This is a genomic window from Providencia sp. PROV189, assembly GCF_028480065.1.
Lineage (GTDB): Bacteria > Pseudomonadota > Gammaproteobacteria > Enterobacterales > Enterobacteriaceae > Providencia > Providencia stuartii.
This window is the reverse complement of sequence record NZ_JAMPOG010000004.1, coordinates 215619-227665: the sequence shown is the minus strand read 5'-3', so window position 1 is coordinate 227665 and position 12047 is coordinate 215619. Positions and strand designations below refer to the sequence as shown.

Annotated in this window: 12 protein-coding genes and 1 riboswitch; of the genes, 9 read left to right on the top strand and 3 right to left on the bottom strand. The window is 43.2% G+C overall.

What is annotated here, in order from left to right; genetic code table 11:
* Nucleotides 1-2: 2 nt before the first annotated feature.
* Nucleotides 3-1274, bottom strand: coding sequence for an adenosylmethionine--8-amino-7-oxononanoate transaminase (gene bioA, locus PR833_RS03390; protein ID WP_040132924.1), 1272 nt, complete (start codon nt 1272-1274; stop codon nt 3-5).
* 93 nt (nt 1275-1367) lie between these two features.
* Here bioA and bioB point away from each other — a divergent pair, with 93 nt between their 5' ends.
* From bioB to bioD, 4 genes are read left to right on the top strand one after another with little or no spacing between them, the layout of a single operon-like run.
* The gene (bioB, locus tag PR833_RS03385; protein ID WP_004917825.1) at nt 1368-2405 is read left to right on the top strand and encodes a biotin synthase BioB; all 1038 of its coding nucleotides are present in this window, start codon (nt 1368-1370) and stop codon (nt 2403-2405) included.
* Complete coding sequence (gene bioF, locus PR833_RS03380; RefSeq protein WP_061064302.1) at nt 2405-3559, top strand: 8-amino-7-oxononanoate synthase; 1155 nt, start codon at nt 2405-2407, stop codon at nt 3557-3559. Before bioB ends, bioF begins: the two co-directional genes overlap by 1 nt.
* Nucleotides 3540-4316, top strand: coding sequence for a malonyl-ACP O-methyltransferase BioC (gene bioC, locus PR833_RS03375; RefSeq protein WP_272525879.1), 777 nt, complete (start codon nt 3540-3542; stop codon nt 4314-4316). The genes bioF and bioC overlap by 20 nt, the downstream gene beginning before the upstream one ends.
* Complete coding sequence (gene bioD, locus PR833_RS03370; RefSeq protein ID WP_040132926.1) at nt 4309-4983, top strand: dethiobiotin synthase; 675 nt, start codon at nt 4309-4311, stop codon at nt 4981-4983. The genes bioC and bioD overlap by 8 nt, the downstream gene beginning before the upstream one ends.
* Before the next feature lie 100 nt (nt 4984-5083).
* On the opposite strand, the gene PR833_RS03365 is transcribed toward bioD, so the two are convergent.
* Nucleotides 5084-5203 carry a contact-dependent growth inhibition system immunity protein gene (locus tag PR833_RS03365; protein ID WP_080728275.1) on the bottom strand — a complete coding sequence of 40 codons (120 nt, stop codon included), beginning with the start codon at nt 5201-5203 and terminating at the stop codon, nt 5084-5086.
* Nucleotides 5204-6063: 860 nt separating this feature from the next.
* On the opposite strand from PR833_RS03365, the gene uvrB reads away from it, so the two are divergent.
* Nucleotides 6064-8082 carry an excinuclease ABC subunit UvrB gene (uvrB, locus tag PR833_RS03360; RefSeq protein ID WP_004917833.1) on the top strand — a complete coding sequence of 673 codons (2019 nt, stop codon included), beginning with the start codon at nt 6064-6066 and terminating at the stop codon, nt 8080-8082.
* Nucleotides 8083-8158: 76 nt separating this feature from the next.
* On the opposite strand, the gene yvcK is transcribed toward uvrB, so the two are convergent.
* The gene (gene yvcK, locus PR833_RS03355; RefSeq protein WP_004917836.1) at nt 8159-9067 is read right to left on the bottom strand and encodes a uridine diphosphate-N-acetylglucosamine-binding protein YvcK; all 909 of its coding nucleotides are present in this window, start codon (nt 9065-9067) and stop codon (nt 8159-8161) included.
* A 529-nt stretch (nt 9068-9596) separates the two neighbouring features.
* Nucleotides 9597-9737, top strand: a riboswitch (molybdenum cofactor riboswitch).
* Here yvcK and moaA point away from each other — a divergent pair.
* The 4 genes from moaA (at nt 9727) to moaE (ending at nt 11910) form a co-directional block, all read left to right on the top strand.
* Nucleotides 9727-10707 carry a GTP 3',8-cyclase MoaA gene (gene moaA / locus PR833_RS03350; RefSeq protein WP_014657771.1) on the top strand — a complete coding sequence of 327 codons (981 nt, stop codon included), beginning with the start codon at nt 9727-9729 and terminating at the stop codon, nt 10705-10707. It overlaps the preceding riboswitch by 11 nt.
* A 27-nt stretch (nt 10708-10734) precedes the next feature.
* Nucleotides 10735-11214, top strand: coding sequence for a cyclic pyranopterin monophosphate synthase MoaC (gene moaC, locus PR833_RS03345; RefSeq protein ID WP_004917841.1), 480 nt, complete (start codon nt 10735-10737; stop codon nt 11212-11214).
* Nucleotides 11211-11456: a molybdopterin synthase sulfur carrier subunit gene (gene moaD / locus PR833_RS03340; RefSeq protein WP_004917843.1), complete on the top strand. Its 246-nt coding sequence runs from the start codon at nt 11211-11213 to the stop codon at nt 11454-11456. Before moaC ends, moaD begins: the two co-directional genes overlap by 4 nt.
* A 1-nt stretch (nt 11457) precedes the next feature.
* On the top strand, nt 11458-11910 hold the full coding sequence (gene moaE, locus PR833_RS03335) for a molybdopterin synthase catalytic subunit MoaE (protein WP_004917845.1): 453 nt from the start codon (nt 11458-11460) through the stop codon (nt 11908-11910).
* Nucleotides 11911-12047: the final 137 nt, after the last annotated feature.

Genomic DNA, 12047 nt, shown 5'->3' with positions numbered 1-12047 from the left:
CTTTACCCCTCAATCACGTTTCTCATTGCACTTGTCACTTTACTCAGTTGTTCCGGTGAAATAATGTAAGGTGGCATAACATAAATCAGCCGACCAAATGGCCTTACCCAAACCCCTTGCTCAACAAACTTTTTTTGTAATTCAGCGGTATTGACTGGCTGCTGCATCTCAATCACGCCAATCGCCCCTAAAACGCGCACCTGCTTGACGCTTGCGTGGGAGGACAAAGGTGCTAATTCAGCTAAGAGCTGCTGCTCAATCTTGGCGACAGTATGTTGCCATGGGCTTTCAAGCAATAATTTTAGGCTTGCGTTGGCGACGGCGCACGCTAATGGGTTCCCCATAAAGGTTGGCCCATGCATGAAACAGCCCGCTTCGCCATTACTAATCGTTTCGGCAACATGACGCGTTGTTAAGGTGGCTGATAGTGTCATATATCCCCCCGTGAGGGCTTTGCCTAAGCACATAATATCCGGTGAAATAGCCGCATGGTCACAAGCAAATAATTGGCCTGTGCGCCCAAATCCTGTCGCGATTTCATCGGCTATCAGTAATATGCCATAGTGATCACAAAGCTCACGAACGCCTTTTAGGTACTCGGGGTGATAAATACGCATTCCACCCGCACCTTGTACGATAGGTTCGAGTATAATTGCTGCAATTTCGCGATGTTTTGCTGCAAGTTCCTGCTTAATTGGTAATAAATCATCACTGTTCCATTCATCATGAAAACCACATTGTGGAGCCTCAACAAAAATATGAGGAGGTAGATAACCTTTGTATAGGCCATGCATTGAATTATCAGGATCACATACTGCCATCGCACCAAAAGTATCCCCATGATAACCATGGCGTAAAGTTAAAATACGTTGGCGCTTTTCCCCTCTGGCCTGCCAATACTGGAGTGCCATCTTTAGTGACACTTCCACAGCCACCGATCCTGAATCGGCAAGAAAAATACACTCTAAAGGCGCTGGAGTGATCTCAACGAGTTGACGGCACAAATTCACTGCGGAAGGGTGAGTGATGCCACCAAACATGACATGAGACATTTTTTGTAGCTGCTCAGTAGCGGCTTGATTGAGAACGGGATGATTGTAGCCGTGGATCGCCGCCCACCAAGAAGACATTCCATCAACAAGTGTTTTTCCATCAGCCATAATCAACTCTGCGCCTTTAGCCTCAACGATGGGATAGGCGGGGATCGGGTGGCTCATCGAGGTGTAGGGATGCCAGATATGCTTGGCATCGAATGCAATATCAGAACTGTCCATTTTACTTTGTTGTCAACTTATTTAAATGAATTTGGTTGACATGATAACCACAATATTTAAACTGGCAACGACTTTTTATGATGGAGATCTGCCGTGAGCGAATTAAAAAAGTGGACAACTAAACAGGCTAATGAATTGTTCTCTATGCCTTTCTTTGAGCTTTTGTTCCAAGCTCAGCAAGTTCATCGACAGCATTTTGACCCACAGCAAGTACAGGTCAGCACTTTGCTTTCAATCAAAACAGGGGCATGTCCAGAAGATTGCAAATATTGTGCACAAAGTGCTCGTTATAAAACCGGATTAGAAACTGAACGTTTAATGGAAGTTCAGCAAGTTCTTGAATCTGCAAAAAAAGCGAAGCAAGCAGGCTCAACGCGTTTTTGTATGGGAGCCGCTTGGCGTAATCCTCGTGAGCGCGATATGCCTTATCTCGAAATGATGGTGCGAGAGGTGAAATCGCTAGGCATGGAAACCTGCATGACACTGGGAATGATTGACGATAGCCAAGCTCAGCGCCTTGCCGAAGCGGGGCTTGATTACTACAACCATAATCTTGATACCTCCCCTGAATACTATGGCAACATCATTACCACCAGAACTTATCAAGACCGCTTAGACACATTGGATAATGTGCGGAATGCGGGTATCAAAGTGTGCTCTGGAGGGATTCTTGGTTTAGGGGAAAAAATCAGCGATCGAGCAGCGCTGTTGGTTCAACTTGCGAATTTACCTAAACCGCCAGAAAGTGTACCGATCAATATGCTGATGAAAATGGAAGGCACCCCGATGGCGGATAATGAAGATGTCGATCCTTTTGATTTCATTCGAACTATTGCAGTAGCACGTATTATGATGCCGACCTCTTACGTCCGTTTATCGGCGGGTCGCGAATATATGAACGAGCAAACCCAAGCACTCTGTTTTATGGCAGGCGCTAATTCCGTATTTTATGGTTGTAAGCTGTTAACCGCTCCTAATCCGAATGAAAATAAAGATATCTCCTTGTTTAAAAAATTGAATATTAACCCAGAGCGTATTGAAGTGAGCGAAGGGGATAATCAACAAGCGGCACAATTAGCGGAGTCTATTTTGACAGCCGATAATTCACAGTTCTATAACGCGGCTGTCTAATGAGTTGGCAAACATTTATTCAAGCGCAACTCGAGCAGCGTAAACAAAATGCGGCTTGGCGTAAAAGAACCTGTATTGATTACAGCACAGGTCGTGAGTTGCGAATTAACGGGGAAAATTACCTGAATTTTTCAGGAAATGATTACTTAGGGTTAAGCCATCACCCCAAGGTCGTCGAGGCTTGGCAGCAAGGCGCCACATTATATGGCACCGGCAGTGGCGGTTCAGGGCACATTACTGGTTTTACTCGCGCCCATTATGATTTGGAAAACGCGCTATCTGCATGGTTGGGATATCCAAGGGCACTATTATTTATTTCTGGTTTTGCGGCGAATCAAGCGGTGATCACCGCTTTAATGGGGCAAGGGGATCGCATTTTAGCCGATAAACTTAGTCATGCTTCGATTTTAGAGGCATCAATGCTTTCAAAAGCTAATTTACGGCGATTTGCTCACAATAGCCCTGCATCATTACAAAAATTGCTCACCAGCACTTTAGATGCAAAGACACTCGTGATTAGCGAAGGGGTGTTTAGCATGGATGGTGACAGTGCGCCTTTAGCGGAATTAAAACAGCTCGCGGAACAACATCACGCTTGGTTAATGGTCGATGATGCCCATGGTATTGGCGTGAGAGGGCGAGAAGGGCGTGGTAGTTGTGATGTGCATGGTATTAAACCTGAATTACTGATTGTCACCTTCGGTAAAGCATTTGGTTTGAGTGGCGCTGCCGTTCTGTGTGATGAAGCAACCGCAGATTACTTTATTCAAGCGGCTCGCCACCTTATTTATAGTACCTCAATGCCACCAGCTCAGGCAGTTGCGCTATCAGCAGCGTTACAGCAGATCCGTACAGCCGATGATGCAAGGGAACGGCTTAATCAACATATTGAATATTTCAGAAAAAATAGTCAATTTAGTGATCTGCAATTAGCTGATTCACAGATGGCAATTCAACCCGTCATTGTGGGTGATAATGAGGTGAGCTTACAGCTTTCTGATTATTTACGACAAAAAGGGCTATGGGTACAAGCGATACGTCCACCGACTGTCCCACCAGGCAGTGCACGGCTACGCATTACCTTGAGTGCAGCTCATCACCAACAAGATATCGATCAACTGTTGGAGGCGTTAAATGGTTTTACCATTAAGTGATGAAAAACAAAAAATCGCTTCGGCTTTTGGTAAAGCAGCAAAACGCTATGATTCGATAGCTTATTATCAACAAAATAGTGGTCATCAACTGCTGGATTTATTAGCTTCAGCACGGGTCAATTTACCGGCTAAAAAAGTGATTGATGTTGGCTGTGGCACTGGTTTTTTCAGCCAAATAATTAAAGCACAAGGGGCTGAAGTGACCGCATTAGATTTATCGTCCGGCATGTTGGAGGTTGCACGTCAAAAAAATGCGGCTGAACAGTATATCTGTGCGGATATGGAAGCACTGCCTTTTGCCGACCAAACTTTTAATGTGGTTTTTTCTAATTTGGCTATCCAATGGTGCTCTGACTTATCACTGGCCCTGACTGAACTACATCGAGTGACTAAAAATGGTGGGGTGATTGTATTTACCACGCTTGCTAAAGGCTCTCTATCGGAGCTATCGCAAGCTTGGGCTAGGTTAGATGGCTATTCGCATGTGAATGAATTTTTAAGTTTTGAACAGATAACCGCGAGTTGCCAACCATGGCAGCATCAATTGCTGCTTCAGACCGATACACTACATTTTCCGGATTTAGCTCGATTATTGAATTCATTGAAAGGCATTGGCGCGACCCATCTCACCGCAGGACGGCGTGGTGGATTGATGACAAGGCAGCGATTACATCTACTTGAGAGCGCTTATCCCACGTCAGCAAACGGTCTTGAGCTCACTTATCAAACTGTATTTGGAATAATTTATCGTGACTAAAACTTATTTTGTGACCGGCACTGATACTGAGGTCGGTAAAACAGTAGTCAGTTGCGCATTACTGCAAGCGGCTAAACAATTGGGTTATCAAACCGCGGGTTATAAACCGGTTGCTTCAGGCAGCGAACAAACAGCACAAGGGCTACGTAACAGTGATGCACTTTTTTTACAAACAAACAGCACATTGCCGTTAACTTACCAAGAAGTGAATCCAATTGTATTCGAAGCGCCAACATCTCCACATATTATTAGCGAAAAAGTTGGGCTGCCAATTGATTTTTCAGTGATGACAAACGGATTAAAACATTTGCAGTCAAAAGCGCAGTGGGTGTTGGTTGAAGGTGCTGGCGGCTGGTATACGCCATTATCAGCACAACAAAGTTATGCAGATTGGGTGGTTGAGCAACAATTGCCAGTGATTATGGTGGTTGGCATCAAACTGGGTTGTATTAATCATGCCTTATTAACCGCACAAGCGATTAACCAAGCAGGGCTAAAATTGGTGGGGTGGGTGGCGAATGAAGTCGAGCCAGCAGGAACCTATCAGGCCGAATATTTAGAGACATTGCACCGTTCGATCAATGCGCCTTGCCTTGGTATCATTCCTCATCAAGATGCCGAACAATTTGCCGATGTAGGGCAGTATGTTGATGTGACAGCGATTTAATTTTTTAGTGGTTAATTGTCTATTTTATCAGAGAGCTTGTTTTTCAATATAAACACGCTCTCTGGTGTATTGAACGAAAACTCTTTTGTTGTGCAACGGCTCAGTCTAAACGTAACCCTGCGCCTATCTCTTCCGTTGAATTATCAAGCGATAAAATGACATGTCTTGATTCATCAAGTTCACGCCATCCTTCCCATTTTTCATGGCGACTTGGCTTAATTAGGGACTTGTGTGTAAAGCCCCTATATTAAATTTTTATATTCTAAATAATTCAATATTCAGGTAGGCAATAAACGGAGATAGGCAGGGAGTATCGATAACTATCAGACTCGTCTGGCTGAGCGCATTCAATAATCTTATATCCTGAAGTAGATGCTATAACTTGAGCGTTGTTAAACAGCAAAAATATCCTTTAACACCGAATGATAAGGACGATGGCGTAGTCATGGTACATTGGGTGTAATGTTTGGTTATTTATGATCGGAAAAGTGTGCCTATCTAGTGGATCTTACTAGATAATTTTTTATGTTCCTGTTTATTCTGTGTAAAAGGCTATTTTGGATCGTTAATCCGTCATTTTTGTCAACTCGGATCCGTTAAAAAAGAGTAAATACTGTTTTTATGATAAATTCTGAGTAAAAATATTTTCACTGAATTGCCATTTTTTTGTCATGTATATGCGCTATGTGGTTTTTAGAGTGGAACGGAAACGCACTATCTGAAAGGGATTGCAGAGTTATCCACTATTTCTGTGGATAACCTTGTGAATTAGATCTAAAAAAACAACCGAATCCAAGGTGACAAGCGGCTTTGCCTTTATTTGATGTGATTTCAGACTTATAAATAATAATTTTAAAATACAATAAGTTAAATAAAATCAAGACATGGGTTGTTATTTGAGATAAGACTAGAAGTCGCATCAGCATAAAATATATAAATCACTTTAGGTCAAGAAAAATTTTTGGGGATAACCTTGTTTTAACCACAATAAAAAATTGCTGGAGAATTTTTAAACTTAGCACTTGAAGCTGGTTTTTTATCCAGTATCATAGGGGGGAGATCGGTTAAGAGGCGTGGGTAATGAGTAAAGTATTTAAATTGTATTCTGATTTTCAGCCTGGAGGGGATCAACCCGAGGCAATTCGTCAGCTTTCTGAAGGGTTAGAAGATGGACTTGCTCATCAAACCTTACTCGGGGTAACAGGCTCAGGTAAAACCTTTACGATTGCCAATGTCATCGCCAAAGAAAATCGCCCAACCATGTTAATGGCACACAATAAGACGTTGGCAGCACAATTGTACAGTGAGATGAAAGCCTTCTTCCCTGACAATGCCGTTGAATACTTTGTCTCTTATTATGATTATTATCAGCCAGAAGCCTATGTGCCTAGTTCAGATACCTTTATCGAAAAAGATGCGTCTGTTAACGAGCATATTGAGCAAATGCGTCTGTCAGCGACAAAAGCACTACTTGAACGGCGTGATGTGATAGTTGTGGCTTCTGTTTCGGCTATTTATGGTCTTGGTGATCCTGATAGCTATTTAAAAATGATGCTGCATTTGACCGATGGGATGATTATCGATCAGCGGGCTATTTTGCGGCGCTTAGCCGATCTGCAATATACACGTAACGACCAAGCTTTTACTCGAGGTACGTTCCGCGTACGGGGCGAGGTGATTGATATTTTCCCCGCAGAATCAGATGAATATGCGTTACGTGTCGAATTATTTGATGAAGAAGTGGAACGGTTGTCTTTGTTCGACCCATTAACGGGGCAAATTCAGCATCGTGTTCCTCGCTTTACAGTTTATCCGAAAACCCACTATGTGACGCCGAGAGAGCGGATCTTAGAAGCGATGGAACAAATTAAGGTTGAACTGGCGGATAGGCGTAAGGTGCTCCTCGAAAATAATAAATTGCTAGAAGAACAACGTATCACCCAACGTACTCAATTTGATCTCGAAATGATGAATGAGCTGGGTTATTGCTCAGGTATTGAGAACTATTCACGTTATTTGTCTGGTCGCGCGCCAGGAGAGCCGCCACCGACGCTGTTTGATTACCTACCTGCTGATGGTTTATTGGTGGTGGATGAGTCGCACGTTACTATCCCGCAGATCGGAGCGATGTATAAAGGTGACCGCTCTCGTAAAGAAACACTGGTAGAGTATGGATTCCGTTTACCGTCTGCGCTTGATAATCGACCATTACGTTTTGAAGAGTTTGAGGCGCTTGCGCCACAAACTATCTATGTTTCCGCGACGCCGGGTAATTATGAAATAGAAAAATCAGGTTCAGAGGTGATAGAGCAGGTTGTGCGACCAACAGGCTTGCTAGATCCTGTGATTGAAGTGCGGCCTGTTGCCACTCAAGTTGATGATTTGCTTTCTGAAATTCGTATTCGTTCGCAGAAAAACGAGCGTGTGTTGGTGACAACGTTAACAAAACGAATGGCAGAAGATTTAACGGAATACCTTGAAGAGCATGGTGAACGGGTTCGTTATTTACACTCTGATATTGATACGGTAGAACGGGTTGAAATCATTCGTGACCTACGTTTAGGTGAGTTTGATGTGCTGGTGGGGATCAACTTGCTGAGAGAGGGTCTCGATATGCCAGAAGTGTCATTGGTGGCTATTCTCGATGCCGATAAAGAAGGCTTTTTACGCTCTGAACGTTCACTCATTCAGACAATTGGTCGTGCGGCGCGTAACCTTAATGGTAAAGCAATTTTATATGGCGATAGAATCACCAATTCAATGGAAAAGGCCATCAAAGAAACGGAACGCCGCCGTGCTAAGCAGATAGCCTTTAATGAGCAACACGGTATTGTGCCGCAAGGCCTGAACAAAAAAATTGGCGATATCTTGCAAATTGGTCACAAAGTGGGTGGCAAATCGAAAGGTCGCAATAAAGAGAGTGCCAAAATCGATAAACGTGAAGATATCCAATTATTATCAACAAAAGAGTTGGAGCAACGTATTTCGCAACTTGAAGCGCAGATGTATAAACATGCTCAGGATTTAGAGTTTGAAGCGGCGGCAAATGTAAGGGATCAATTGCAAGAGCTAAGGGAGCGTTTTATTGCTAATTCATGATGCTACAAAGGTTAACGGCTCTGTGAGTTTTTGCTGTTAACCTTTGGCGTGATTGGTGGTGATATCCCGTGGTGGTTTAAAACAAACGCACGGTTTCTTCGATAGCTTGCAAGAGTAGCTTACGGTCATGACGATAAGGAATATCATCGGCCTCTAACACCCGTTGAGTGACTAACCGCTCATGGCGAATAGGCGCGATATTCGTTCTAGGGCCAACAATCACGGCATCAATTTTTTTGCAGCCGATATGCTGCTCCATCATGGTTAACTTTTCTTGTAACGTGAGGCTAGCTGCGGATGTACTTAGCTCTTTACCTAGGTTACCGATATAGATCATCGGGGCTTTACATTCGCGCAAAGCATCCGTGATATCTTCCAACAGTAGCAGTGGCATCAGGCTGGTGAAGAAACTACCCGGACCAATTAAAATTAAATCCGCTTGATGAATTGCTTCAATCGCTTCTGCTGTGGCTTTTACGGTTGGGTAGAGTCGTAACTCTTTCGGTAATTCAATCAGAGCATCAACATTGACCTCGCCATACACTTCATTACCCATCTCATCAATCGCCATTAAGTCGACGGGAGATTCTGACATAGGAATGAGTTTGGCATCCACTTTGAGCATATTGCGGATCAAATTAATGGCATCAAGAGGGCGTACACTGAGGTGATCTAATGACTTTAGCATCAGATTACCCAAATTATGGCCTGAAAGTTCGCCGTTGCCACTAAAACGGTATTCAAACATCGCCGATGCGATTGATGGCTCAGTAATTAATTGATTGAGGCAGTTGCGCATATCTCCCCAAGCAATCCCACCTTCCGCTCGACGAATACGACCAGTAGAACCACCATTATCCGTCGTGGTGACAATTCCAGTTAATCGAGAGCCTAAAGAGGAAAGCGAAGACATTACGCGACCAAGCCCATGTCCGCCGCCAAGGGCGACAACATGCCTAAAATCAGTCAAACTACTATTCGGCATAGTGTTCCTATATCAGTTATTTTTTCAGCGCCAAGGCTATTATACAGTGTTATTGCCAGTTAAATGCAATTTAAAACGCGATTATCACGTCTATCACAAAACGGCGCTAATTTATCATAAAACACCGTTTGGGGGTCATTTACCGTCATCATTGACAGATAAAAATTGAAAATGATGGCAGTTTAAACAGCAATTATCTCATAGGGCTGTTTTTTACTATCCAAAAAAGATCAAAATTTGGGGCAAACCTAATCTAAGATTGCTCTTAATTAACGATTAAAAATAGGGGCTGGATGTTTTTTGTACATGCGCTTAATATTGGGTTTAATAGGTGACATAATACAAATTAGAACATTAAATTTATACTGAATTAACAAACGCATAACTAAATCCTAAGTCGTTGTATAATATATTATATATCGAAATTCAAATTCGCTTTTTCCTTTCTTTTACGCTAAAATCCCCACATAAACTAAGTGAACAAAGTGAGCAATTTGATTGTTAACCTATGCTGGCTTTGTGGGCTTGTTGATAAATATCACTCCTAGCCTTTGTGTCTAAGTTCGCGATAACGAATATGATGCTTTGGCCGTGGCCTCTGAGCCACCAGGGTGCAAGATAGAAATGTCTGCATCTCCCGTATTTGGAAAGGTGTCATTATGCAGCAGCTTGTCGATCAATTTGCTCGGAAATTTTATTATCTCCGTTTATCTATTACAGATGTTTGCAACTTTCGTTGCACATACTGCCTTCCCGATGGTTATAAACCAAGTGGTCGTCACGAATTCCTTTCACTGAGTGAAATTCAGCGCATTAGCCGTGCTTTCGCAGAATTGGGCACAGAAAAGGTACGCATCACAGGCGGCGAGCCGACCATGCGTAAAGATTTTACCGATATCATTGCCGCTATCCATGAAAATCAAGCGATCAAAAAAATTGCGGTGACGACAAATGGTTATCGTATGGCTCGTGATGTACAAAAATGGAAAGAGGCGGGACTCGGAGCGATTAATGTCAGTGTTGATAGCCTAGACCCGCGTCAATTTGCGGCAATTACTGGGCAAGACAAGTTTTATCAAGTGATGCAAGGCATTGATGCTGCCTTTGAAGCGGGATTCGACAAGGTCAAAGTCAACGCAGTATTGATGAAAAACGTCAATGATATTGCTTTAAAATCCTTTTTAAATTGGATCAAACATCGTCCAATCCAACTCCGCTTTATCGAATTAATGGAAACGGGGGAAGGGAGTGACCTTTTTAATCGTTTCCATATTTCGGGAGAAACGATCCGCGACCGTCTTATTGAAGAGGGGTGGTACAGTGTGCCACGCTCTCGTAGCGATGGCCCCGCCCAAGTCTTTAGCCACCCTGATTACCAAGGGGAAATTGGTCTTATCATGCCTTATGAAAAAGATTTCTGCCAAAGTTGTAACCGACTACGCGTTTCTTCTTTGGGGAATCTTCATCTGTGCCTATTCGGTGAAAATGGTATCCCACTACGTGACTTGTTAAGTGACGATAATCAAAACGAAGCATTAAAAGCACGTATTCAAAGTGGTCTACAATTTAAGCGAGAGACGCACTTTTTACATATGGGCGACAGTGGCATCACCCCGAATTTATCCGTTATTGGCGGTTAATGAATTTTTGATTTTTCAGGAGAAAATATGTCCCAACTGACTCATATTAATGCGTCGGGTGAAGCGCATATGGTGGATGTTTCTGCAAAAGCTGAAACAGTCCGTGAAGCGAGAGCCGAAGCATTTGTCACGATGAATAAAGAGACCTTAGCGATGATTGTTGAGGGGAGCCATCATAAAGGCGATGTATTTGCGACCGCACGTATTGCTGGTATTCAAGCAGCGAAAAAAACATGGGAGCTGATCCCGTTATGTCATCCGTTGCTGCTAACAAAAGTTGAAGTGACGTTGCAAGCATTGCCGGAGCAAAACCAAGTCCGTATTGAGTCCTGCTGTCGATTGACAGGAAAAACAGGGGTTGAAATGGAAGCATTAACTGCCGCTTCAGTAGCTGCTTTAACCATTTATGATATGTGTAAAGCGGTGCAAAAAGATATGGTAATTGGGCCTGTTCGCTTATTAGAAAAAACAGGTGGCAAATCTGGTCATTTTAAGGTGGACGCATGATTACGGTACTTTTTTTTGCTCAAGTACGTGAATTGGTGGGAACAGCTCGTCTCGAATTATCAGAACATTACTCAAATGTTGAAGCATTGCGTCAAGCATTGGCACAACGTGGTGACCGGTGGGCTTTAGCTTTAGAAGATGGCAAGTTGTTAGCGGCAGTTAACCAATCTTTTGTAGCAACAGATCATCCATTGGAAGATGGCGACGAAGTGGCCTTTTTCCCACCGGTGACCGGGGGCTAAGATGGAAAATACGCATATTGCGGTACAAACAGAAAATTTTAGTGTAGGCGAGCAGTATCAATGGCTTGCTGAATGTGATAGCGATGGCGCGGTCGTAACGTTTACAGGCAAAGTCCGAAATCATAATTTAGGCGATAGCGTTGCAGCATTAACGTTAGAACATTATCCCGGAATGACGGAGAAAGCGCTGGCCGCTATTGTGGTCGAAGCGCGTCAACGCTGGGCACTACAGCGAGTTAGTGTGATCCACCGAGTAGGTACTTTACAGCCGGGCGAAGAGATTGTTTTTGTGGGTGTGACCAGTGCTCATCGTGGCGCTGCTTTTCAAGCGGCTGAATTTATTATGGACTATTTAAAAACCAAAGCACCATTTTGGAAGAAAGAGACATTGCCTGATAATGAACGTTGGGTCGAGGCAAAAGAGAGCGATGAAGCTTCTGCAAACCGTTGGTGATCAGTAAATTTCATTTATATTTAAAATAATTTTTAGCGTATTTAGACGCCCGTCAGCAGCGGCATGGCATAAATTCTAATCAATGGTTTTAAGTTTGTTGAATGGTATTGTCAATAATTTATGATAAACTTTGTAGG